The organism is Marinagarivorans cellulosilyticus, assembly GCF_021655555.1.
Taxonomy (GTDB): domain Bacteria; phylum Pseudomonadota; class Gammaproteobacteria; order Pseudomonadales; family Cellvibrionaceae; genus Marinagarivorans; species Marinagarivorans cellulosilyticus.
This window is the reverse complement of record NZ_AP023086.1, coordinates 4,300,350-4,326,484: the sequence shown is the minus strand read 5'-3', so window position 1 is coordinate 4,326,484 and position 26,135 is coordinate 4,300,350. Positions and strand designations below refer to the sequence as shown.

Genomic DNA, 26,135 nt, shown 5'->3' with positions numbered 1-26,135 from the left:
AAGTTTTTCGGTTTTAGAGGCTTTTGTTTGCTTCATTGTATTATCGGTTTTTTGAGTTTTGATGCTATTGCTGGTGGGAATTTAGGCTCACATACTAATAGGCTGTGGGATGCGAGAATGCTACCCCTAGAATGGTATTTGAGTGATGCTGGATACCCAAGGTCAGGCATTGCCAATGAAATTCTCGTTGAGGAACTTGAAAAAGCTTTCGCTACTTGGGAAGAGGTCGATACAGCCCAAGTAAGCTTTGAGTATAAAGGCGAGATCGATCGAAGGCGGTCAGGTATCGATGGTTATAATATAGTGACGTTTACCGACCCGGATGTTGAATTTTCTCCGGGAGTACTGGCATATTCCTTTAGTTTTTCTTTCCCTCAAGAGATGATGTTTGATGACTCAAATAATGACTTGAATGGAGATGGGGTTGCTGATGTCCCAAACGGAAAGTTTGAGGCCGGTACAATTTTCGACGCGGATATGGTGTTTAATTCCAGCCTACGATATGCGGTTTCAGGTGCTTCGGCTACGTCTGATCTTCAAGCTATTGCGTTACACGAGGCAGGGCACCACCTTGGCCTTACTCATTCGTTAATCGAAACGTCTGTGATGTATCCTTTTCTGAAACATGATATTGATGCAGCCCGTACACTGTCGATTGATGATGTCGCGTACAGCTCTTTCTTCTACCCTGAAGAGCCTCAGTTTTCTTTGGCCTTTGGTTTTGTGAAAGGTATCGTCACCGATGGGCGAGATAATCATCCTATTTTGGGGGCTCATGTTTATGCGGTGAAAACTGAAACAGGCGAGAAAATCATAGGTGCTTATACTGATAGCAAAGGACGTTACCAGCTACCTGTACCACCGGGTACTTATTATGTGGGTATAGAACCGTTGGATGGCGACCCAATTGCAGCGGACCCTGCTAGGATAAATGCGCTAATTGCTAAGACTCCAGATATAAATTTTCCTGAAGAACTGTTTGATGCAAATGAAAGTAACGTGGAGGCTAATGCACAGGCTGCATTGCCTATTAGTGTGGTTGCTGGAAGTGAAGTGGCCAATATTGATTTTATAACAAATGCGTTAAATGTCAGTGGTGTAACTGTTGTTTTGAACCCAGGTAAAAATTATTTTTCTTACCCCGTGAGTGTCCCTGAAGGTTTAACGTCATTTGAGCTTATTACCTTTTTAGGTGATTCGCTTGAGATAAATTCTATTGAACGGCTTAATCCGTTGAGCAATTTGTTTGAGCGCACGAGCTACTATAACGGTGTTCCAAGTGGTGAAGATTTTCCGATTTCTCACGGAGTTGGCTATGTCGTATTTGCTGAGAAGCAAAAGGTCGTCACATTTCTTGGAGTACCTGACTGTAAGAATATTGATTTGAAAAAAGGTTTAAATATTATTGGCGTCTCTTGTCCTTCTTCAAGCTTTAGCGGGTATGAGCTTTTGCACGCGATTGGGGGTGAACGAGATGTTAAGTCAATCCGACGCCATGTACCCGGTTCAAATAATGACTATCAGCTGGTGGAGTATGTTGAGGGAAACCCTTCGGGTGACGATTTTCATATAGTCAATGGCCAAGCTTATTTAGTAGAGATGCTTTCGGATATTAATTCTGTTTCTGTAAATGGAGACAAGACTATATTTCCTCCTTCAATCCAGGCCGTTAGTCCCGGTGTTGTTATTCCTGGGGACCTAATGCTTATCGCTGGTGATGGGTTTGATGAAAATATTCTTAATAATATCGTTGTTGTTAATGGCGCTAATGCTCGAATTGTATTTGTATCCCCTACACAAATGGCTGTTGTGGTGCCGAATGCTGTTGGTGATAGCGAGGTTTACGTGGTAACTAACGGGAAAAGAAGTAATTCTCTGCAAGTGTCGGTGGTTAATCAAGAAATTACAGAGGAAATTGGCAAAAATAATCTTATCGTAAATGGGCAGGAGATTCGGGGTACGCTACAAGATGCTGCGGAGCAAGATCGCTATTCTTTTATAGGAAAGGAAAATGCAATCGTATCTATCAATTCACGTGTTTATGGTGAATCGGCTGATTTACTGGTTGCTATTGAGGGACCGAGTGGTGCAATTCTGCGGTCTAGTTTTAATAATGCTCAAGAAGGTGTCGCAGGAATAAAGAATTTTCGTTTGCCTGAAACGGGTAGGTATTCGATTGTGATAACTAGCACGTCTGGCGGTGCTGATTATGGTGTCGGTGTGGATGTTGGGACAGGGTCTACTGTGCCTACCATTTCGGTTTTGGGTGGGGATGCCCAATCGATACCGGCAGGTACGACGTTGCCCAAGCCTATTGAAATTTATGTGACTGGTTCTTCAGGTCAACCGTTAGCGGGTGTGCCTGTAACCTTTACCGCGCAAAATGCTGAATTGTCAGTATCAAATGGCTTTTCTTTGGCTAATGCTGGTACGGCCGTTGTGGTAACAAACTTATATGGTGTTGCCACTGTTGAAGCGATAGCTCCATCAGCTGAAGGGGTTTATGACATTATTGTAACTGTTCCAGGCATGGCCCCCGTTACAATGATGGCATCGACTATCGATAGGCCGATAGATAACGTTGTGGTCTCTAAACAGTTTGAAGATTGTGGCGGTGAGGGGTGCGTGGTTGGTTCTACATTGCCGCATCCTTATCGCATTGGCTTTTTTGACAGTAATGGACTGCCCATTCCCAATGTTCTTGTGCATTGGAAGGTGGTTTCAGGTGCTGGATTTATTGATAGTGAAAAATCTAATCGTAGTCGGATATCGAAATCAGATGGGTCTGGTGAGGTTGAGGTTATACATTCACTCGGTGAAAAGCTATTTGTTTCAGAATTGTCTGGTTTAACTAATATTGTCATTCCTCAGGTAGTGGCGGCAGCTATCCCTAATACACCTACGCCTCTTTTATTCGGAGTCAAACCTAAAGCTGGTCCTCCTGCAAATATCGAAAGCTTAAAGTCGAATAGTTTGCTTCTGACTATACAGGTTGTGGCCTTGGATGCAGTAAAAATAAAAGTAACGGACGAGTTTGACAACCCCGTAGCGGGTGTTGAAATCGAACCGCAACATCAGTTTTTAAAGATTACTCCAGGGCTTTATAAGGGTAAATTATTTGATGACTATAAAACGAATAGTGAGGGTATTTGGGTAGGCGCTGTTGCGACTACCACTGAAGATGGTAGCAATTTAATCCCCACTATTAATGAGTTTAATTCTAAAGACGGGCCGCATTTAGCAGCTCCTTATACATTCACCTTAAATGCTGGATCTGTTGGGAGTGTTGAATATATAGCGGAGGTCAACATGGGGCCAGTAATGCTAACGCAATCTGGAAACCTTGCCGAAGGTTACATCACTCGAGATTTAGATACTGATGTCTCAATGCGACTAAAGCGATTTCAGCGCCGAGATATTAATGATGGCGAAGATAGCGGTGGTGATTGGTCCGATAACGATTTTACATATCTACGGGTTAAGTCCATGGAGGGGGTTAAAGTAAAGCTTTTCGTTCGGCGTGAAGATGGATTTAATGATGATACGGGGTACTTGACGTCCAAGGTAAATGGTCAGAGTGAGGTTGAACTCGTTACTGACTCTGCTGGCATTGTGTCGGCAGATGTTACGTTGGGGGAAGTCGCAGGGCCGCTGGACGTTGTCGCGCAAATTTTAGATCGAATAGTGGTGCAGCATAAAACGGATGATGGCGAAAACATCGGCGAACCTATTGAGTATCCGACCGAGGATTTCGACTTTTCAACATTGAGCATTACAGCATTGCCCATTGTTATGTCTGTCTCTTTAACGGCTGAGCAAGCCAGCGGTATTGATTGGTCTACGTTTAATATAGTGCTAAACAATAATGTGACTGTTTTTAGTGGCGCCTCGGATGTGTTTCCGCCACTTAATACCTATCCCCATTTCATGAAATTATACCTTGATGGCGTTGAGTTGGCAGAGTGGCCAAGTACGGAAGCTCTGCTGGCTGGAGGTTTTGGTCAGCTGAGCTTAACTTACCAACCTAAAGGGTCAGACTTACATGAAGGGTTGAATACCATTGTTATGACTGCGGACATCGTTAAGTTTGATGGCGAAGTAGAGTCAATATTTAAAGAAGAGCGTTACACCTTTAGTGATAGCCCGGAAACCTCGTTGTGGACTATTGAAGAGTCTGCGGACTCGGAGTGGGTAAGTGATTTTTCCTTGAGTAAAATCGTGTCATTGGCTCAGCCAAAAGGAACCGAAATTAATGGTGGTGGATTAGAATTCAAAACTGTAGGGAGCTTTCACCCTTTTCACATACCTTTACAGGAATCATCTTCACTTTCTGTTGAATTACAAGATCATAATAAGAATACAGTAGCGGTATTGTTTGATGAGTCGAATGTTTTACCGGGCACAAAAACATTTGCATTACTTTATTCAGATGTAGAGAGCCGCATAACCCCTATTGTTGATAAAACTGATATGTACATTGTTGTAAAGTCAGTCGGAATCAATTCTGGAAAAGTATCCACTGTTACCTATCGGGGCGAGCTAACGACAACTATAGCGGGCGAAATGCTAGGGCAAGTCATACAACATGACACTTTAATACATAGCGGTAGCCTAACTCTTAGAAGAGAAGATCTTGCGTTAAAAGGTTCCGGCCCACAACTCGAGTTTATTCGTAGTTACACCAATAATATTCACGTTGAGAATGAAAATAATATCTTAGGGAAAGGCTGGTCTCACAATCACGATGTCTACCTAAAAGTATTGTCTTGGTCAGATGGTTCCCCTTTATACGGCAATAATTTGCCTGGCTGGGTTGGAGCTACTCGTGGCATTGCCGGCCCCAAATTAATGACAACCGATGAATATATGAATATTCAGCCTGGAGGTCTGAGCTTTTCGCCATCGCAGATCGCAATTAGTAATGCCGGGGTGTTTGAAAAGGTGCCAGGCACGAATGTTTGGCAAGGTCAGCGTGGTAATTTTGGTCAGCTTACCGGGAGTGTATCTACAGGGTTTGTTTATACCTCTAAGGATGGGACGCGCTATGAGTTTGAAACTCAACGTAATAGTTCGAATCAATATCCTTTACTGCGAGCTGTAGATCGAAATGGCAACGCACTGAACTATGATTATGACTTTATTGCAGTTACAGAGGTAATTGAGGGCTCAAGTTTTGAGGTTACTAGTTCTCACCATTTGTTAACAAGGGTTACCGACTCTGCGGGACGCTATTTAGATTTCAGTTATCAGAAGGGTGAGAATGGTTTGGTTCGACTGAAGGCGGTTGATGCAAACGTTGGTAGTGTAAGTGCTGAAAATATTCGTTTAAGTTTTGACTATTATTCCAGTAAAACGGCGGAGGATAGCGTAAAAGCAAATGCTTTTGATGTTGTTGGAATGTTGCGTAGTTTTACGCGAGATGATTTTGTTGAAACTTATGAGTACGAAACGAAACTAGGCGATAGTCAGCCTAACTTAGCAGCGACAATTGACGCTAATCAGCATAAAACGGCTTATCAATACCACGATAACCTGCCTGTTTCCGTTTTGTCTTTCGCTCCGGGCGTTGCTATTACCGACTTTGTTAGTAAGGTTTGTTACCCTACCGATACACAGTCTGAGCAGTGTACAAAAAATAGCGCCTCAATCAACTACCCGACAAGTGAAGACGGTGTTCGCGAAGTGGTTGATTTAAATGGTGAAGCTACAATCTATAAATTGAATAATTTTGGTAACCCCATTCGTGTTGAGGAGCCAGAAGGCAAAATTACCGAGTTTGACTGGAGTATTGATTTTGGTGGTGCTGAAAACCACTTAATCGAAAAACGCGACCTTTCTATTGGCAGTGTATGGAATTACGAATATGACGCCAACGGTAATGTCACTAAAGAGACCAGTCCCGTCGGTGAGCTTACACAAGTTTGGCATCCTCAATTTAGCTTACTGACTTACCGGAAGGACCAAAATGGTAATGAGACTGACTATGACATTGATAACGCAAATGGAAACCTATTAAGTCAAACAGTCAAAGCCGCGTTAGTGGAAGGGCAATTTAAAGACGTTGTGGTGAGCCATACCTATGGTGCACAGCATGGTCTTAAAGGCTTGCGGCTTTCCACAACAAAAACAACTGATGGTCGTTCCAATACCACGCGCTTTAATTATGATCAGTATGGAGCGCTCGAAAATATTATTGCGCCAGGTGAAATCACAACATTGTATGAAAATGACGGGCGAGGGCGACGAAAAAGTGAAACCGATGCTGAACAAAATACAACAACCTTTGAATATGATTCGCTCGATCGGTTAACACTGGTTACGGATGCAAAAAATAATACTGAAACCACTAGTTACGATGACAAAGGTAATAAAGACATCGTAACGACTCGGGACACGTTTGATATAAATGGCACAGTGCATGAACGCTACAGCTCATTAGACTACGAGTACGACGCGCGAGATCGTGTAAAGACTATTACCCGCATTGCGAGTTTGGATGGGCAGTACAACCTCGAAGGGGAAAAAACCTTTGAATACGACGGAAATAGCAATATTACCTTTGAGTCTGATTGGAAAGGCGTCAAAAATGCTTCTGCTTTCGTGTACGACGGCTTAAATCGGAGAGTAAAAACCTCTAATCGCGCTGGCTATAGTGCAACTACAAGTTATGAATTTGTCAGCGATCAGGGGGTAGTTAAATCGATTTCAGATTTTGAAGGAAGAACAACGGTTGAGCACTACGATAAAGTTGGGCGTCTTGTTAAAGTCATTCATCCCAGGGTGAATCACAGTGACGGTACGAGCGACACTTACTTTCGAGATATTGAATACGATGGTGTAGGAAATATTAAAAGTATTAAAGATGAAGAAGGCAAGCTCACCACTTTTTCCTACGATGCTCGAAATCTTAAAGTGCTCGATGTTAATGCTCTTTTACAGCAAAAAGTTACTCATTTTGATGAATCCGGTAACGTCACGCTCACAGGTTTAAAAGAGGATGGGAATGCTGCATTGTCGTACATTACGGAGTTTGAATACGACGATCTTGACCGTCTAGTGACGAAAACAGAACCACATAATCATGTCTGGCAGTACCGTTATTTTGATAATGGTAACGTAAAGTCTGAAACCGATCCTTGGAGTTTTAAAACATCGTATACCTATGATTCAGTTAACCAGCTGGCGTCAATCACGGACCCAGACGGTACTACGAATGTTTCCTTTACAAAATATGGTAATAAAGTGTTCAGTCAGGATGCTGAAGGGCGCTTAGAAACCTATTTGTACGGTCCTGAAAGCCGTCTTTTACAAGAGGTTGATGGCGTTGGGCGAACAACACGTTATACCTATGACTTAAATAATAATCTCACTGATATCCGTAAAAGTTGGGCTAGCGCGGCCAGTGGTCCGAGCTTAGTTCATACACACATCGAATACGATGTTATCGATCAAAAGGAGAAAGTTCACGATGCATTTGATACCGCGGACAAAGTGATAGCGGAATACCGATTTGATAAGGTGGGTAATCAAACGCACTATATTTTGCCTGAGGGTCGTGAAACGCAATTTGTCTATGACGAGTTGAATCGTGTTAAGGAACTAATTAGCGCTGAAACACAAGGTTTTGATGGGCAAGTACTGAATACAGTTACACTCAAAAAACATAACGGTGTAGGCAACATCGTTTGGCTCAAAGATAGGAGAGAAAATGTCACCTCTACCCGTTACGATGACTTACATCGAGTTGATCTTGTCACTGATTCCCTGCTGCAAACTACGCGTAATGTTTACGATTTGGCGGGTAACGTTACTTTCCAAACTAATAAGCGCGGCATTACCACAGAGAGTAAGTTTGATGAACTCAGTCGCGTTACGTCACAGTGGGTAGACAATAATCTAGGCGAACGTTTTCGCCTAGTTGCAACGGACTACGATATTGATCTAGAAAGCGGTGTTCGAATTGATCACATCACCGATGCCAATGGAAATGTTGTGGTGTCGCAATCGGACTTCCGTGGCAACGTATTGAGCATTACTTTGCCGGCGGATAATACAGCCGAATTTACTCAGGGAACTGTGCATAACCTGTATGACCGGTCTGGTTTGTTAAAGCAAACAACTGACGCTGCCGACAAGGTCGTTAGTCATACTTATCATGGCGATGGCACCCGCGCTAGCAGCACAGTAAATGGCAGTGAAACAACGTTTTTTGATTACGATGTATTTGGTAATGTTGCGGTTACTACTCAGCCAAAAAGAAATATTCGCACCCATAGCTACAATGCACGCAATTTGTTAGTTAAAAGCATGGACGATAGTGGAAATGTGACCCGTTTTGAATACGATACAAGCGGTAACCTTACTCATCAATTTACGCCAGCAGCCAACGACGAAGGTACCGAAGGTCATGTTGAATATGTTTATGATGCTTTAAATCGTAAACGCCAACATATTCAACATAAAGCTGCCAACGACGCTGTTAACCCCGGTGCCACTGGTAATTTGGTTAGCTTGTTTGGTTACGATGCCGAAGGCAACCTTACGCATACCACCGATGCCAAGGGGCAATTGTTTGTAACGAGTTTTGATGTTTTAGGTCGGCCAGAGTTGCAGAGCTTCCCAGCGGAAAGCGACATAACAACTATTGCTAGCACTTTCGATGCTAATAACAACCTAGATATCGTCACAGAAACAAAAGCTGGCGGCCAAATCGAAGTAACCGACCACGATTACGACCTACTTGATCGCTTAGAGCAGCGTAGTCAGCGAGGCCATATCGTAAGCTATGGTTACGATAATAATGGCAACCGCACTAGCGTTAGCGCGCCGGGCGGCAGTACCGTTTATACGTTCGATAGCCGCAACCGATTGCATACTACGGTTGCGAATGACTTAACCAGTACCTACCATTATCTACAAAATGGCTGGTTAGATCGGGTAGAGCAGGGTAATGGTACCCAGGCGACCTACGATTACGACGATGCTGGCCGCACCTTGCAAATCGTAAACTTGACGGCTGATAGCACTCCAGCAGTGCTCTCGCAGTTTGATTATACCTTCGATGCTAACGGTAACCGCGAAACCGAAACAGTCGTTCAAAATGGCTTTGCAGGTAATAGCACGCGAACTACTACCTATAGCTACGATAACCTGGATCGCTTAACTGGATACGTTCATAATCAAGGTGCCAATACCGAAAGCCATAGCTTTACCCATTACCCGAGTTACGACCGCAAAACAGAAACCGTGGTGGTTGATGGCGATACGCAAAAGGACCGCGCCTTTACTTATGATGAAACCCATTGGCTTACCAGCATTACCGATACTGCGCCGGCCAATAGTGGTGTCATCAACTATCAGTACGACAACAACGGGAATACACTGCGCAAAACCGATGGCACGGGGCAGGGGCCTGCCAGCACCGTTATGGCTTATAACAACCGTAACCAATTGCTAAGTGTAGCCGCAGGTGCAGAGGGTAGTGAGCAGACTAAAGGTAATTATGATTACAACTACGCAGGCATGCGTATTCGCCATATCGGCAGCGACCGTGGCGATATCGAATATATCTACGATGATAAAGCGATTATTGACGAAGTCGTCAATAACACCAGCACCTCGGTGGCTCATTACCGCTATGGCGACCGTTTACTCAGCCTGCAATCAGGCGAGGGCGAGCAGTTCTATCATTACAGTAATTTGGGTACTACAGCCAACTTAAGTGATGCCGCCGGCAGCAACCAAGTAGCTTACGAGGTGGACCCCTTTGGAGCGATTACGCGCCAAGAGGGCGAGTCGGTTAACCGGCAGGTGTTTACCGGGCATGAGCACGATGAAGAGACTGGCCTGATTTATATGAAGGCGCGGTTTTACGACCCCGATGTGGGCCGGTTCTTGAGTCAGGATACGTATCTTGGGGAAGGGACCGAGGCGCCTAGTTTGCATCGGTATTTGTATGCCTATGGGAATCCGAATCTGTACTGGGACCCTGATGGTTATTCATCAGTAATGATTGATCATCAGGCAGACTTCAGAGCAATGCGCCCAGACTGGGCAAATCAGCCAAAACATCAGGCTATCGAGGCCGCTGGCGATAAAGGCTACATAATAGGCGCTATGCTATTGCTCTCAGGCGGCATGATTGGTGTAGAGGGAGCAGTGATTGTTGGGGCAGTTAGGTCTTATGGTCTTGGATCCTTGATGCATGCTGGGGCTAATACGGCTGCCCTTAACTTGACGGCAGAGGCGGGGCTTCTTGCTTCGGGTGCTGCGTCTGGACGAATTGATCTAACTCCTTCAATTCCTAAGCCAAAAACGGAAGCTCCACACATAACGGTTGAGCAGCCAAATATTACGAGTGGTGCGCCGGGCGTTCCCCACAATAGTGCTGATGACTCGGTAGTCAAAAATGCACAAGGGTATGTTATCCCTGATAGCGTGGTCAGAAGAGATAACAATTTTCATGACAAAACATTTACCGATGAAAAAGGTCGAATTCGCTCTAAAGCCTATATCGATGAAGCTAATGATTTGAGAGCGGTAGATAAAGATGGGAATATAACTGCCCAGGAACATGTGGCAGGTCGAATACCAGATAAAGATAGAAGCCAGTTTATATCCACAACGGATGAAAGAGCTATTGATAGTGCCGTAGTGTTTGGCGGGGAAACCATGAGGATTGATACTAAACGATTGCAGCAGGATATAAATGCAGGAAAAATTGATGCTCAGATAAAACCTCTCCAGCAGATACACGATGAAATTAATGGCAATATACGTCAGCTAGAGCAGCGGATGGAGTCAGAGATAGATCCTATGGTACTGATGGGCTTAAGCGATGAGCTCTACTATTCTCGCAAAAACTTGTCAGACAGCGCTAAAAACACTGAGTGTTTAATATCGCCATGTATTCCTAGTCAATATTATGAAATGGTGAAGTAAATGAATGATATAAAGGGCGTTATGGGGGAGGATTTATACCAACTGGTTTTTGTTTACAAGGATCCTAATGGTGATGAGTTGAATGTATTTCATCGTTCCCAATGCGTAAGTCCAGATCCTCAAGAAAGAATCAGTTTACTTGAACCCTATTTGGAAGAAAAAAGCAGTAATAAAAATGATGTGTTGAAAGTTTTTTTTGTGGCAGAAGCGTTAACTGTATTGGGTTGCAGGGGGGCATTAGCAAAATTATTGGAGCTTGTTAAAAGCAGGTTCCATCATAAAACAGGGGTTGTATCTCCACATAGAATAGATGGGCGAGAGCAGGTTTATGATGAGCTTTTACAAAGCCTAGTGATTTTTTCTGGTAAATTAAATTCGGAAGATGCTGCGCATGAAGAGCTCATATCAATAATTTCTATTATTCTGGACATTACGATGGAGGAAGAGTTGGAATTCGATTACGAATTATTTGTCCCTGTAACCTTTAATTCTGGTTTTACTCTACCGTCTAGATTGTTGTTTGAGCGATATAAATCGGCTCTTGAAGAACATGCTAATCAATTGAGGCGCCGCAGTGATCAGGTATCAAAAGAAAAGCTTGAGCAGTGCACTGCTATATTTCATCATTATCAAGGGGGTCATGAAGTTCCCCGCTAGGAGGATTTACCAATATGGCTGCTAATTATTGCCACCAATGTGGAGGAGGTTTGCATCTTGGCAAGGTTGCAGGAGATGGCATTCTGAGGTTAAGTTGTGAGCGCTGTGATTTTATTTTGTATGAAAATCCAAAAAATATTTGCTGCGGGCTAGTTGTGGATGGCGAAAAGCTAATGTTGTGTAAGCGGGCAATCGAGCCTAGAATTGGCCGATGGACTTTGCCTGGAGGCTATATGGAGTGCGGAGAAACATCAAAACAGGCTGTCGCAAGAGAAGTTAAGGAGGAGACTGGCGCGGATGTTTCGGTGAGAAAGTTAGTTTCTATAGTTAACGCCAGCTCTCATAATCAGGTATTTTTTTATTATTCTTGTGAATTGCAATCGGATTTTTTAGATTCAACTCCAGAGTGTTTGGAGGTGCGGCTCTTTAATCGTGATGAGTTGGAAGGGCTAGATTATGCCTTTAGCCCGATTAAGAAGGTGGTTCATTACTTCCTTAGTCAACAAGATAGCTCGAATTTCGATATATTTGAATTGGATGTGTAAATAATGATCGCTGGGGCGGCTAAAGTGGCACACTGAATCTGGCCACCAAATTAAAGGTGTTAAACTCACCTCATCAGCAATATAGATGAATCATGAGTAAACCCGGTTAGTAGGGGCAGTCACTCTAAGCTCGTTTGATTTCTTGCCCTCCCGCCAGCGCCCCGCTCAAACCGGCACCGGGTTGGCGATGGATTTTACCAAGTTCCCGAAGGGACTTCATTCACTACCTATGCACGCCCAGGCTCTACTATTCAAATGAATATCGGAAATAAAGTTGATTCTGGGAAAAAATTATCAAAATACGAGATATACAAACGAACTTACCTCCCCGGCGACGTAGTTCCGAACTATGCTCTCCACCCTGCACCAGAATTAAACATTAACGGCGGGGCGAATGTTAGGACAGTAAATCAAGCAACACATATCAATGAAATGCTAATGCCAAATCAGGGCGCGGCACATTGGTCGGCTTGTTGTTCGATACTCAGAACTGACTGGGAATATAATAAGAAATATCCATCTCTAGCATTAGGTCCAGAACCGACAAAGCCTTCATGGGGAGGGAAGTCGCTTAGTTTGTATAATCAAACACGGCCTAAGAAACCTAATCAGCTATATCGTTGGCTAACGAAGGATAACGAATAATGTATTTTCAGGATAATAGTCGATATCAGTATGATGAGCTATTTGATGCCGCAGCACTTGAGATCAAAAATGTAGGATGGCTGGATTCCAAATTTGAATATAGTCAGGGGAGTGTCTCACAGGCGAATATTGATAGGATCTTTGATCTTTGTCGTTCGCCTGTGAATTTAACAAAAGGGTCACACAACACCTACAGGGACAGTCACTCTAAAAACCACTGTTTTTGGCCCTGAAACCAGCGCCATGTCCCACTCAAACCGGCACAGGGTGGCACTAACCTCCGGCACGGTGGGGCATCGGGGCCAGTCCCTACATTATGATCGAAAAATATTGTCGCGACTGCAGAGCCTAAAGTCTAATGTAGCTCGAGATGTGTGTGGTAACCCCCAATTAGCGATGATTATTAGTTGTTCAATAGATTTGTTGGCAAGCGCACTAATTAGAGGAATACTTAAAGCAACACTGTAGACAGTTTTATGAGGCAATAAGCCCGTAATCACTCAGCTCATCGTACACATTACAGACTTTAATCGATTTCAGGTTTACACCTAACCTCTCAAAAACTCTTGAGAGCAGATGCTGGTTGGACTTTCGTCGCTTCCAGCTCGCTATCGATATGACCGTTTTCTCAGCCGTTTGTTTTTTATCTCTATCCTCAAATTTTAATAGATTGAGAGCCGTTAATGATGCATTGACCTGATTATTGATGGCCTCCGAACGGCGTGATTGGCAATGTGTCAAGCCGGTGTATTGTTTAGCATCCCTGAATAAAAATTCGATTTGAAATCGAGCCCTGTAATAAGATATTAATGTCAGTGCGTCTAAATTTTTATCTGTCGAGAAAAATATCGCTCTTGTCGATACGGCTGAGTCCGACGATCGAAGAAGTACTACGTGTACCTCACGCTTCAATGAAACGCTATACGCGATGGCGCTGTATATTTCAGTGTCATTTTCATAGGATCCAATGTACTGAAAGCGCGATAGATCATTTTCAAAATTGATTTTCCCGTCGTATTGCTTGGGCCTCCCGCAGCCCGAGTATTCTCCCCCATAAAGCCATTTTAAGTTAGCATCGACTCGTAGCTTGCCGATCATGTGCAGCCCTGTATTCACAACCCTGTTCACAAATTTATACTTGCTATAAAATGAATCAGCGGCTAGATACTGAATCTCTAAACGCTTCAATTCATCCGCCATGTCGGCAACATGGTCAGCATAAAGGTCGGCGCGTGTTTTACCTTCTACATCGATGGTTTGCCGCGCATCAATCGAGTAAGCCGTATGGCTTTTAATATTCACTGCGCTAATGAGTGACGTTTCTAGTCCTCGTTCACTAGCCCCTTGGGCACCGTTATAAAACCAGCCTAGCCCCTCTGTCTTTTTACCTGACTTTTTCATAAAGCTCGCGTCAATGGCTGCAATATTTTCCTGCGACCGTCCCAGTGAATGCAAGAGAAGCTCTGTGTTGAATTGCGCAAATGGAAAATCACGTCGATACCAACGCGCGAATCGCTTCTCACTCATATCGCTATAGCGACTCATATTTCTGAATGTCGCTCGACCGTGAAATACAACCAATGTGGCAATCAGGCCAGCCATAAATACACGTTGAGGCTTATTGATACTAGGCATTAAACTGAAAATAGTGTTTACTAGTTCTGTCATGGGTAAATCTTGTGGGTTGTTTGATTTCAGAAACCAAATTATCTCAAAATTTATCCATGACACCTAATAACATAGCAAAATTCTATACCCTTCCTGCCGACCCTACATGACTACTTTGGGCCTATTTGGGTGCTTAAAACTGTCCGAAGTGTTGTTAAAGAACAGTTTAAAAAAAGAGATTTTTATTATTTGGTGTCAAGATACGTTCGCAGGAATCAATCTGCTCTGGCGAGCACATTGGGGTCGTAGATCTGTGCTTGAGTTTTGGAACTTCGCCGAGTCTATATACTCAGAATGTTTAAGTAATGTTTTTTTGTTAACAATAATATGCGTCTAGACATTTTTTTTTAACGTTAGTTTCAGTTTTTATTTTGGTTATAACTAAAGAGTATAGTTGGGTGATTATTTTGTGCTTTTAATGGGGCTGCGGAATAAATAAGTTAGTCTAGGTTTTCTTAAAAATTTAAAGTATTAAATATATTTCGGTAATATGTGATTGCTATTTTAAGGGTGGCTCCACAACTCCATTCTTAGTGTCACGCTAACATCAGCGTTGCGTAAGGTTTTCACCTACACATTCAGTCAGTGGAATTCTCGCTCGTGCGCTCTAAGTCGTCAACCGCTTTATCGCGCTGTTCTTTTACGTCGATGGCCATTGCCTGTAACGCTCTTCAGTTTCGACATCAAAGCTTGTTCGGCGACAATTATGATGACCGGTTGGTTGTAACACTAGGCCTTTGTTTTCCATAGCGGAGTTCAAAGGGGGGCTGGTTTACATATCACCAACCGACAAGAGGAACTGTGTATGCAGCATCGACAATAAGGTGGCAGCCAAGAAACAGCTGCGGCTAAAGCTGGTATCTACGTTCGTTCTGGGCGGCAAATCGTAGCATCGGATTCATTACACCATGAGCGCGATAGGGATTGGCGCACACGAGAAGATCCGCTTGAGACCGTATGGCATAGCGAGCTCGTTCCGATACTTGAGCGTGAAGCCTTATTGACCGGCACCACCTTGCTGGACTATTTGGAGGAGCATTACCCCGAACTCTATGATCAGCGCAGCGCGCCTTGCGGCGTCGCGTCAAGCATTGGAAAGCCTTACATGGCCCAGGCAAAGACGTTATTTTTCGTCAGCAGGCCGTGATAGCACAACAGGGGCTTTCCAAGTGATAGGCTATCACGAGTAAAGGTGAGCCCTTCTAGAGCCTGCTTTATCAATTTAGACTAGCCTACAGCGGATGGTGCTCGGTGACCGTTGTGCAAGGTGGAGAAAGCTATGCGGCACTCATCTGTGGCTTGCAGCGCGCACTTACAAACTGGCGTCGCACTGATAGTATAAGTGCGGCACGCAATACTCGAGAAAACGTATGGGTAGAGGCCTACTGAGCGCTGTGCGCACACTACCGGACCTAACCCACCCGCAATAACCTGAAGTAGTCTCATGAGAACTGCTGATTCGGACTGAATGGTTGTGCGGACCTGTTCTATATTCACTGCTGTTTAGTGTGGTGTTGAAGTTTCTTAATGCGTGTTTTGTTATCCTAAATTTAGTCATTTCTAAACTGAACACCTTGTTAATCCCTTAGGAGGATGGCGTTTATCGAGTATTTAGACTCTGATGTTGATGTGATAGAGCGTGTGGTTATCGTTGAGTGCTTAACCTAAACTATGCTCAATGTTGGCTTGATGCGATTGTTTTATTGTGTCTCCCTTACATGGTAGTTGTTATTTACGAAGTTGAAGATGCAGCTCATATCGAGGTAGAAAGGCGTCGACGATGCGGTTTGAAGTTTTGAGTATATTGGCCTTATTTGGTGATATTTCAGGTTAATTTCAAAGTCCAATAAAAGATATATAAAACAATGAGTTATGTTTTTCTTCTCACCACACTGGGGGTGTGGGGGTCGTAGGTTCAAATCCTGCTGTCCCGACCATATTATCCGTTGATTATCAACGACTTAGAAGCCTGCTTTTATAGCGGGCTTTTTTGTGTCTGATTTTTGTTGCCCTAGAGTGTGTTTCTCCCCTAATCGGCGGCGCTGCCAGTCGTTATTTGGCTGATCAGCCGCTTATTCCTCTCAACTTTCCTCACGCCGCTAGGCTTAACTTAGCTTGGGTATATGGCTTGTTGTTCTAGGAATGCATTTTGATAGCCTGCGGTCATAAGGCAGCGAGCTACAGCTTTATTTGAAAAATATTGCTGACTCTGAAACAGGGGGGCGGATAGTTTTGATTTTTTTAGAGTGAGTGTCCCTTTTCGTTATTCCGGTTTTGCTATACCTAAAAGAGAGCTGTTTGTTGGAGTGTGTTATGACTAAGTCCAGAAAGTTAATAGTTTCGCTGGATCAAACGTCTTGGTTCCAGCCGCTCGCCTCTCGAATCCAGTTTCCCGAATCCCGCTTCGTATTTTCTGCCCCCGCTTCAAATTTCTTCCGCCTCTAGCGCCACCACCTGCCGCTGCGCCTTACTAAATTCCACCCCAATGCCATAAATAGTCCAGCCTTCTTTTACATATTTCTGCGCATAATTATTGGCTTTAATTTGCGCTAGCGCATTACCCAGGGGCTTATCTTCCACCACTTTAAATTCAAAGATAAACGTCGTGCTATTAAATTGAATAGTCATATCCACTTTGCCATTCACACTAGAATCTTCCACCGCCACCTGCAAACCTAAAGCCGCAAAGTGGCTGTAAAAAATGCTCGCGTAGTGGCCTTCGTAGTTATTAATGGGATTGTTGCGGTACCAATCGTGGGGGATGCTGGCGTATAAAGCTTTTAGGTGTTGCTTTAGTAATTCGAAATTGCGGGTTTTTAGAGCTTTTAATATTCCCATGCTGCTGAGTAATGCGGTTTCGGCATCTACGCCTAGGGCGGGCAATAGCGCCTCATTTAAACTGCACTGCACTTCTTGGTTGGGGTAACTTAGCTCGTAAACCCATTTTCCGTGGGTAAATTCTTCGCGGTTCTTAATAGTCAAGTAGCCCGTTTGAAAAAGTAGTGCTTCTGTACCTATATTTTCTACATCAAAGCGTGAAATTAGCGCCTCACTGGTTTGTAAGAAGTTAAGCTTAGGGGTAAAAAAGCAGCGCTCTTTGAGCATCTTTATCAAAAAAGTAGGTGTCGCGCTTTCAAACCAATAGGGTTTAAATTCGCGTTTTTCTAATAGTAAAAGCACATCAAATGGGTTGTACACAGAGGCGCCAAGCCAATTATAACCCTTATACCACTCACGAATTTTGTCGCGGTCTAGGCCTGCGAGTTCAAACTCAAATATCTCATCAATATCAGTATCGGTATAACCACAAATGGCAGAATATTTGGCATCTAAGGTAATATCGTTTAAATTATTTAAACCACTAAACAAACTCACCTTGCTAAATTTGCTCACACCCGTTAGCAGCACAAATTTTAAAAACGGGTCGGCGTCTTTTATTACGCTATACAGGTTTTTTAAGCCCTCACGGTTTTGGGTGGCTATTTCGGTGTTTTCGATGTTATCGAGAATGGGCTTGTCGTATTCGTCGATGAGCAATACAACGCCTTGGCCGTATTTTTTGTGGGCGCCTATTAGAAGCGTGCGAAATTGCCCGAGAATATCATCAGTGGGGTGTATTTTTACACCCAAACGCTCAGCATTACTGCGTAGCTGGTAGCCAATGCGCTCATCGAGTGCAGTACGCCCTTGTGCAACGCCATCACCGAAGCTAAAGCGCACCACAGGGTTTGTTATTTCCCAGTCCCATTTGTCTTCAATAAAAAGGCCGTTAAATAACTCACGCCGCCCTTCAAATAATTGTTGTAGGGTGTCTAAAAATAAACTCTTACCAAAACGGCGTGGGCGGGAGAGGAAATAGAATTTACCTTGCTCTATCAAGGCGTGGGCGTAGGGGGTTTTATCAACATAGTAATAACCGCCGTTAATAATTTCGCTTAACGATTGAATGCCAATAGGGAGTTTGCGTTTGCTTGCCATGTGTTGTGCCTAGCCCGTGATTACGCACCCAGTATAACAGTTTGAAAAGCTGTCGCCGAAGACTCAGGTGTAAGCTTTTTTGCAGGCGGCGGTTTGGGGCTGGCGAGAAGCCTTGGCGTTACTGATGCTAATGGCCTTGCCTCCGCCGTTATTGTCGTCAGTTGTTACATTGGCGCCGCTAGCATTCAAGTGCGTTCTGGCGATGCAAGCCTCGACGCGAAGTGGCGCACCTCCTTAGTCTTTAGAGTGTAGGGTTGAAAAGGTGTCATTGTTGGCGGTGCTGTTGGTGTCGACGGGGGCGTTGTTTGCACTGCCTAAGTTGCCCGATGGCCTTTTGGTAACACATAGCATTACTATTGTTACCTACGCTATTGCAGTTGCCGGTGTTATTGGTATTGTTGTGTTTGTTGCCAGCTAGTTGCCACTGATGGTAGTGCGCAAGTTGTCGCCGCGAGAGGCTATTGGCTTTCAAAGGTGACGTCGGAATAGGTGGCTGGCGAGTAAACATTATTACTTTGTACCTTACCCGCGTAGTGGGTAGTTTTGAGTCGAGAGAAAAGCAGTGTCTACGACAAGTCGTCAAGTCTTTGGTCTTACGGTGTTAAATAATAATCACCGTGATATTCGAGCGCTAAGGCGCGAGCATGGCCAACCTAGCCATCATGGCAATAAGCTGTGGCGCTCGAGTTTGCTTCTGATGGATTACCTACAGGAATTCCCTATTGAGCAAGGCGCTCGCGTTTTAGAGGTGGGTTGTGGCTGGGGGTTGACCGGCATTTATTGCGCTAAACAGTTTGATGCGCAAGTTACCTGTTTGGATGTGGATGCTAGCGTTATTCCGTTTGTGGAACATCATGCCGCGTTAAATGGCGTATCGGTCACGCCTTGGGTTAAAGGGTATCAGGCGGTGACGGCTGCACAATTAGCGCAATTCGATGTCATTGTTGGTGGCGACATTTGTTTTTGGGACAACCTAGCACCTTTGCTATTTAACTTATTGCGGCGCGCGCAAAAACAAGGTGTGCGCTCAATTATTACCGACCCTGGTCGGCAACCATTTACCGATATGGCTACGCGCGCTTGTGAAAAGCTCGATGCCCTTTGCGACGCTTGGTTTGTTCCACATCCTTATAATGCTCGCGGTTATGTGTTGGATGTTCCTGTGGCATAGTGTGTCCATTAAAGCCCATTGTCGATGGATCAAAAAACTGTATGAAAACCGTCTTAGCTTGTGTAAGTGGCATTTTTTTTAGTGTGGCGAGTGTGCTTGCCTGTGCCGGCGGGCAAACAGCTAGTGCGGATTATGCTGTTGTGCTGCCAGAGCAAAAAGGTGCGATAGCCACTGTGCAGCCTTTGGCAACGCAGGCGGCTGTTGATGCTTTTAATCGAGGTGGCAATGCCATTGATGCGGCATTAGCGGCGGCATTCACGCTAGGTGTGGTCGATAGCCATAATTCGGGTATTGGTGGCGGTTGTTTTATTTTGGCGCGCTTAGCTAACGGTGAAATTATTGCAATAGATGGCCGCGAAATGGCGCCAGCCAAAGCGCACCGTGCACTTTATTTAAAACCGCAAAGCGCAGCCGAACTGGCGCAAGGCGTTACGCCTGAGGTTAATCGTGGCCTTAGTAAAACGGGGGCTTTGGCGGTGGGGGTGCCAGGTTCGGTACAAGCGCTATACGATTTACAACAAATGGGCGGTAAGCTCAATTTTGCCGATGTTTTATCGCCGGCAGCCGAACTTGCGGAATTGGGTTTCCCTATCGATAACACCTTGGCTAAGCGGCTATCGGCCAAAGCGGGTGATATTGCTAAATTCCCCGCAACAGCAAAAGTATTTCTAACTCCGCAAGGCAAACCTTTAGCCGCGGGCGCTGTACTAAAGCAGGCTGATCTGGCGGCAACGTACCGTTTGTTAGCAAAGCATGGGCCGCAATGGTTTTACCGCGGCGCTTTTGCAGCTAAAACAGCGCAATGGATGCAAGCCAACGGGGGCATGGTGACGGCAGAGGATTTTGCCGCTTATAAAACAGTGCACCGCAAGCCGGTACATAGCCAGTTTATGGGTTACGACATTTACGGTTTTGGGCCGCCTAGTTCTGGTGGCGCACATATTGCGCAAATGCTTAATATTTTGGCGGCAGAGCCTTTGGCCAAAATGCCCGAGGCCGAACGCTACCATGTTATTGCCGAAGCAATGAAGCTGGCTTTTGCCGACCGCGCCTATTGGTTAGGGGATGCCGATTTCAGCCCTGTGCCGCGCGGCTTAATCTCGCCAGAATACGGCGCCAGCTTGCGCAAGCAAATAGATTTATCTAAAGCGGCTGATGTGAAAGGGCATAGCCTTCCTCCTGGTGCCAGTAAAGACTTCTTTTATCAGCAACTTAATAAGCACACCACGCACCTAACGACGGCCGATGCCAAGGGCAATTGGGTCGCGATTACGACAACATTAAATACCAGTTTCGGTAGTAAGGTGATTGTGCCGGGAACCGGCGTATTGCTGAACAACCAAATGGATGATTTTTCGGCGTTGCCTGGGGTGCCCAATGCATTTGGTTTGGTTGGTGCTGAGGCCAACAGTATTGCGCCAGGCAAACGGCCGCTTTCCAGTATGAGCCCCACATTAGTTCTTAAAAACGGTGCGCCGGTACTTACTCTGGGGGCAGCCGGTGGTCCCACAATTATTTCCCAGGTTCTACAGGCGCTAGTCAATACGCTGGCTTTAGATAAACCTTTACTTAGCGCTATAGATACACCGCGTGTGCACCATCAGTGGCGGCCCAATTGGTTGTTTACCGAGTTGCCGCTTGATGGCGAGGTGGCAAAAGCACTTAAGGCCAAAGGACACCCTTTACGCGCGGCTGGTGATTTTGGTGGCACGCAAGCGATATCGTTTAAAGATGGCAAATTTACGGCTGTAACCGAGCCCAGAGTTATAAGGCGCAACCAGAGGGCTGTCCCCTAGGTTATGTGGTTTAAAAACCTGTTTGATAACGGTGGTAAGCGTTTTCGAGCTCTTGTGCCGTGCGCATTCTTTTTATCGCTTCAAAAAAAGGTTTTGCTTCGGGGTAGTTGAGTTGTAAATACATTAGCCACTGTTTAAGCCGGTTGCCTGCGTACTTGGGGTCGTAGCTTTCTAGCGTAGAAAGGTGGTATTGCCATACTTTGGGCAAAATGTGCTGCCAAGGCATAAAGCAGTATGCTTGGTTGTTGTGCAACGCTTTTACCGCAAGTGCTAAGTCTGGCGTGGCTAATAAACCGCGCCCCAGCATAACGTCGGTACAGCCAGATTCGTCAAGGCATTGTTTTACATCGTTAGGTGTCCACATTTCACCGTTGGCGATAACGGGAATATTCAAGGCGCTTTGTATTTCGCCTATGGCATGCCAGTAGGCCGGTGGTTTATAGCCATCCACTTTGGAGCGGCCGTGGACGAATAGCTCTGCAATACCGCCGCTGGCCAGTGCTTGAGCATTTTCGATGTAGCCTTCTCTGGCGTTAAAGCCCAAGCGCATTTTGGCGGTTACGGGTATGTGTTGCGGCACTGCGGTGCGCACTGCACTTGCAATGTCGTGCAGTAAGTTGGGTTCTTGCAATAGGCAGGCGCCGCCTCGGCTTTTGTTAACGGTTTTTGCGGGGCAGCCAAAGTTTAGGTCGATACCAATTGCGCCCAAGTCGGCAAGGCGCTTGGCGTGCTCTGCTAAATTGGCGGGGTCGCTGCCTAATAGTTGCACGCGCACAGGGATTTTAATAGGTTGGGTTAGCTCTGGGCACAGGCGGTAAAAGACATGGTCGGGCAGGCGGCTTTGCGATACCCGGATAAATTCGGTTACGGCATAATCCACACCGCCAATCGCGCAGTAAAGTTTGCGAAGGTTGTGGTCGACTACCCCCTCCATGGGGGCAAGAAATATACGCATGAGAGGCCGCGCGCTGGTTAAAAAACGGGCGCGGATTGTATCATGGTCATGAAATGTGTCATCCTGCGCGGCCTTTTAGGTGGGGCTGGGCTTAGGTGCTGCTGCAGTAAAGCGCTGGCTTTTGGCGCCTAAAACCTTGTTTTTATTAAGGCCTTCGCTGCCATTGTGGTGGGCGAAAGCCTAGCGTTTTGACTGTTTTCAAGCTCAAAATCGCAATAATTCTAGGATAAGGTGGTCGCGTTTTTTTGTGTTTGAGGTAGAATGTGCCCGCTTTTTGCAGGGGTGCCGACGGTGCACTCAAGTGTTAACAGGGCGTTTAACGCCAAATTGGCTGCGGAGTTAGAACATGCAACAAACAATAATGGAACAAGGTTTTGACCTGATGATCTTTGGGATGGGCGCGGTATTCGTCTTCCTAACGTTGCTCGTCTTTTTAACGCGTACGATGTCTTGGTTTGTGAATCGTTATATTCCCGAGCCGGAACAGCCCATCCCCGTCGAACCTGTTAAACCTGCTGCATCAACAGCACCTGTTGATCCTAAAGTCCTAACCGTTATTCAGGAAGCTATTCATCAGCATCGCGCTAAGCAGGCCCGCTAATTATTTGAGCCAGTACAAAAGCGCTTCAACACTTGTGTTGCAACCCGAATTGTAGAGAAGAAATTATGACTAAAGTTCAAAAGCCATTAGGTATTACCGATGTTGTCCTGCGTGATGCGCATCAATCATTGTTTGCTACGCGCATGCGCATTGACGACATGCTGCCAATCGCAGAAAAACTCGATAAAGTGGGCTTTTGGTCTTTGGAATCTTGGGGTGGGGCGACCTTTGATAGCTGCATTCGCTACTTAGGGGAAGACCCTTGGGACCGTATTCGCGAACTTAAAAAAGCCATGCCCAATACGCCGCAACAAATGCTGTTCCGCGGGCAAAATATTTTAGGTTACCGCCATTATGCGGATGACGTGGTCTTCAAATTTGTAGAGCGCGCAGCCCATAATGGTGTTGATGTCTTCCGCGTATTTGATGCCATGAACGATATGCGCAATATCGAAACCGCATTAAAAGCAGTAAAAGAAACTGGTAAGCATGCGCAAGGTACTATCTCTTATACGCTAAGTCCTGTGCACACTATGGACTTATGGGTAGAGCAGGGCAAAAAAATCGAGGACATGGGCGCCGACTCTATCGCCATTAAAGATATGGCCGGTCTGTTAAAACCCTATGAAGGTTACGAGTTGGTTAAACGCCTTAAAGAATCCTGCGATATTCCTATTCATATGCAGTGCCACGCGACGACGGGCTTGGCCCATGCCACCATTCTTAAGTGCGTGGAAGCGGGTATTGATAATGTCGATACCGCCATTTCTTCAATGTCGATGACTTATGGCCACAGCCCCACCGAAACCCTCGTGGCTACACTTGAGGGCACCGAGCGCGAAACGGGGTTAGATCTCGCCTTGCTGCAAGATATCGCGCTTTACTTCCGCGATGTACGCAAAAAATACGCTAAGTTTGAAGGCGCGCTTAAAGGTGTGGATGTACGCATTCTTACTGCACAAGTGCCAGGCGGCATGCTGACCAATATGGAAGGGCAACTTAAGGAGCAAGGCGCTGCCGATCGTTTGGACGAGGTGCTTGAAGAAATCCCGCGCGTACGTGAAGACCTTGGCTTTTTGCCTTTAGTAACGCCAACTTCACAAATTGTTGGTACACAGGCGGTTATTAATGTTTTAAGTGGCAAGCGCTACGCCACTATTTCGAAAGAAACCCAAGGTGTTTTACGCGGCGAATATGGCGCGACGCCAGCCCCTGTTAATGCCGAGCTACAAGCCCAAGTACTAGAGGGCAAAGAACCCATTACTTGTCGCCCAGCCGATTTGATTGAGCCAGAACTAGACAAGCTTGCGAAGGCGCTAAAAGACGAGGCGCAAAAGCGCAATATTTCGCTAGCCGCTGGCGATAATGAAATCGACGATGTACTGACCTATGCGCTGTTTAATCAGGTAGGTTTGAAATTCCTAGAAAACCGCAACAACCCAAGCGCATTCGAACCTGTGCCCACCGGTAGCGAAAGTGCTGTAGTTACCACCGATGGCGGTGAAGAGATTTACACCGTTAATGTGGAGGGTACAAGTTATACCGTAACGGTTAATAATGGTGGCGATGTAACAGGTGTTGTGCCTGTAGCTGGTGGCGCAGTACCTGCAGCGCCAGCCGCTGCTGGTGGTGGAGCCGGTGCACCAGTTAAAGCACCGTTGGCGGGTAATATTGTTCGCGTGCTGGTTACGCCAGGCCAGCAAGTACAAGAGGGGCAGCCTGTTGTGATACTTGAAGCGATGAAGATGGAGACGGAAGTCAGTGCTCCGGCGGCAGGTGTCGTAGGTGAAGTTAGCGTGCGCGAGGGTAACGTTGTTACCGTTGGCGACACTTTAATCACCATCGCTTGAGGTTGATACGATGGAGAATTTATTAGGTTTATGGTTCGAGTCCGGCATCTACCAAATGACTTACGGTCAGGCGGGGATGATGCTTATTTGTTCTGGTTTGTTGTTCTTGGCTATCAGAAAAGGGTTTGAACCTTTGCTGTTGGTGCCAATTGGCTTTGGCGGCCTAATGGCTAATATTCCAGGCGCGGGCTTAGCTTTTAGTGCGGCAGAAAATGCCATATTAGCGGGCGATCCTGGCTTTTTGTTAGATGTTTCGCGCTTACTTGGTGCAGAAATAGGTGCGAGTGCACATGAGCTTGTGAAGCTTTATGGTGCGTCTAATTACGAAACTCATCATGCGATAACCGAGCTGGCTAGCGCGGCCGATTACCACGATGGCATGTTATATAGCTTCTATAAAGTGGCTATTGCCAGCGGTGTTGCCCCCTTGTTAATTTTTATGGGTGTTGGTGCAATGACCGATTTCGGCCCTTTGTTGGCTAACCCTAAAACACTATTTTTAGGTGCTGCGGCGCAGTTCGGTATTTTTGCTACGGTAATTGGTGCGGTATCACTTAGCGCTTTTGGCCTGATGGACTTTAGCATTGCAGATGCCGCGGCCATTGGCATCATCGGTGGCGCCGACGGTCCAACGGCCATTTATGTGGCCAGTAAATTAGCGCCCGACCTACTCGGTGCGATTGCGGTAGCGGCTTATTCTTATATGGCGCTAGTGCCATTAATTCAGCCGCCCATTATGAAATTACTTACTACCAAAGAAGAGCGCAAAATTGTGATGACGCAATTGCGACCAGTGTCTAAGCGCGAAAAGATCTTCTTCCCGATGGTGCTGTTGGTTCTGGTGGCATTAATATTGCCTTCTGCTGCTCCGTTATTAGGTATGTTCTGCTTGGGTAACTTAATGCGCGAGTGTGGTGTTGTCGATCGTCTAAGCGATACTGCTCAAAACGCATTAATTAATATTGTTACCATTTTCTTGGGCTTATCTGTTGGCTCGAAGTTAGAAGCGGATAAATTCTTAGACCCTAAAACGCTGGGTATTTTATTGCTCGGTATAGTGGCCTTTGGTATTGGTACCGGCTGCGGTGTTTTGATGGCTAAGTTGATGAATAAGGTCAGCAAGCAAAAAATTAACCCGCTTATTGGTTCTGCGGGCGTTTCTGCTGTGCCGATGGCTGCGCGGGTTTCTAATAAGGTCGGCCTAGAAGCCAACGGGCAGAACTTCCTGTTAATGCACGCAATGGGCCCCAATGTGGCCGGTGTGATCGGCTCGGCGGTTGCTGCTGGTGTCATGATCTCGATTGTAAGTGGAATGACTGGCGTTTAAA

At 45.6% G+C, this 26,135-nt stretch carries 14 protein-coding genes and 1 pseudogene; 12 read left to right on the top strand and 3 right to left on the bottom strand.

Annotated features, from left to right (window positions below):
- The first annotated feature begins 117 nt into the window (after positions 1–117).
- From MARGE09_RS17755 to MARGE09_RS21810, 5 genes and pseudogenes are all read left to right on the top strand, one after another.
- Positions 118–10,941, top strand: a complete 10,824-nt coding sequence (locus MARGE09_RS17755; protein ID WP_236984262.1) for an RHS repeat-associated core domain-containing protein — start codon at positions 118–120, stop codon at positions 10,939–10,941.
- Complete coding sequence (locus MARGE09_RS17750) at positions 10,942–11,598, top strand: hypothetical protein (RefSeq protein WP_236984260.1); 657 nt, start codon at positions 10,942–10,944, stop codon at positions 11,596–11,598.
- A gap of 14 nt (positions 11,599–11,612) precedes the next feature.
- The gene (locus tag MARGE09_RS17745; protein ID WP_236984258.1) at positions 11,613–12,143 is read left to right on the top strand and encodes an NUDIX hydrolase; all 531 of its coding nucleotides are present in this window, start codon (positions 11,613–11,615) and stop codon (positions 12,141–12,143) included.
- A gap of 207 nt (positions 12,144–12,350) precedes the next feature.
- Positions 12,351–12,788 (top strand): annotated as a pseudogene (locus tag MARGE09_RS21765) (putative adhesin); the annotation flags it as partial.
- Positions 12,788–13,021, top strand: coding sequence for a DUF7919 family protein (locus tag MARGE09_RS21810; RefSeq protein WP_476703460.1), 234 nt, complete (start codon positions 12,788–12,790; stop codon positions 13,019–13,021). The pseudogene MARGE09_RS21765 and the gene MARGE09_RS21810, both read left to right, overlap by 1 nt.
- A 241-nt stretch (positions 13,022–13,262) precedes the next feature.
- On the opposite strand, the gene MARGE09_RS17740 is transcribed toward MARGE09_RS21810, so the two are convergent.
- Positions 13,263–14,456 (bottom strand): transposase, encoded by a 1,194-nt coding sequence (locus tag MARGE09_RS17740; protein WP_236984256.1) that lies wholly within the window; start codon positions 14,454–14,456, stop codon positions 13,263–13,265.
- 2,424 nt (positions 14,457–16,880) lie between these two features.
- On the bottom strand, positions 16,881–18,434 hold the full coding sequence (locus MARGE09_RS17735) for an ATP-binding protein (protein WP_236984247.1): 1,554 nt from the start codon (positions 18,432–18,434) through the stop codon (positions 16,881–16,883).
- Positions 18,435–18,527: 93 nt separating this feature from the next.
- Here MARGE09_RS17735 and MARGE09_RS17730 point away from each other — a divergent pair, with 93 nt between their 5' ends.
- The 4 genes from MARGE09_RS17730 (at position 18,528) to ggt (ending at position 21,401) form a co-directional block, all read left to right on the top strand.
- Complete coding sequence (locus tag MARGE09_RS17730; protein WP_236984245.1) at positions 18,528–18,686, top strand: hypothetical protein; 159 nt, start codon at positions 18,528–18,530, stop codon at positions 18,684–18,686.
- 10 nt (positions 18,687–18,696) lie between these two features.
- Positions 18,697–18,852: a hypothetical protein gene (locus tag MARGE09_RS17725; RefSeq protein WP_236984243.1), complete on the top strand. Its 156-nt coding sequence runs from the start codon at positions 18,697–18,699 to the stop codon at positions 18,850–18,852.
- 144 nt (positions 18,853–18,996) lie between these two features.
- Positions 18,997–19,605, top strand: a complete 609-nt coding sequence (locus tag MARGE09_RS17720; RefSeq protein ID WP_236984241.1) for a class I SAM-dependent methyltransferase — start codon at positions 18,997–18,999, stop codon at positions 19,603–19,605.
- A gap of 41 nt (positions 19,606–19,646) precedes the next feature.
- Positions 19,647–21,401: a gamma-glutamyltransferase gene (gene ggt, locus MARGE09_RS17715; protein ID WP_236984239.1), complete on the top strand. Its 1,755-nt coding sequence runs from the start codon at positions 19,647–19,649 to the stop codon at positions 21,399–21,401.
- Positions 21,402–21,411: 10 nt separating this feature from the next.
- On the opposite strand, the gene MARGE09_RS17710 is transcribed toward ggt, so the two are convergent.
- Positions 21,412–22,356: a tRNA dihydrouridine synthase gene (locus MARGE09_RS17710; protein WP_236984237.1), complete on the bottom strand. Its 945-nt coding sequence runs from the start codon at positions 22,354–22,356 to the stop codon at positions 21,412–21,414.
- 346 nt (positions 22,357–22,702) lie between these two features.
- Between MARGE09_RS17710 and MARGE09_RS17705 the strand changes: the two genes are divergently transcribed.
- From MARGE09_RS17705 to MARGE09_RS17695, 3 genes are all read left to right on the top strand, one after another.
- A complete protein-coding gene (locus MARGE09_RS17705) occupies positions 22,703–22,957 on the top strand; it encodes an OadG family protein (RefSeq protein ID WP_236984235.1) in 255 nt (84 codons plus the stop codon).
- Positions 22,958–23,022: 65 nt separating this feature from the next.
- Positions 23,023–24,807, top strand: coding sequence for a sodium-extruding oxaloacetate decarboxylase subunit alpha (gene oadA, locus MARGE09_RS17700; RefSeq protein ID WP_236984233.1), 1,785 nt, complete (start codon positions 23,023–23,025; stop codon positions 24,805–24,807).
- A gap of 10 nt (positions 24,808–24,817) precedes the next feature.
- Complete coding sequence (locus MARGE09_RS17695; RefSeq protein WP_236984231.1) at positions 24,818–26,134, top strand: sodium ion-translocating decarboxylase subunit beta; 1,317 nt, start codon at positions 24,818–24,820, stop codon at positions 26,132–26,134.
- Position 26,135 lies beyond the last annotated feature (1 nt).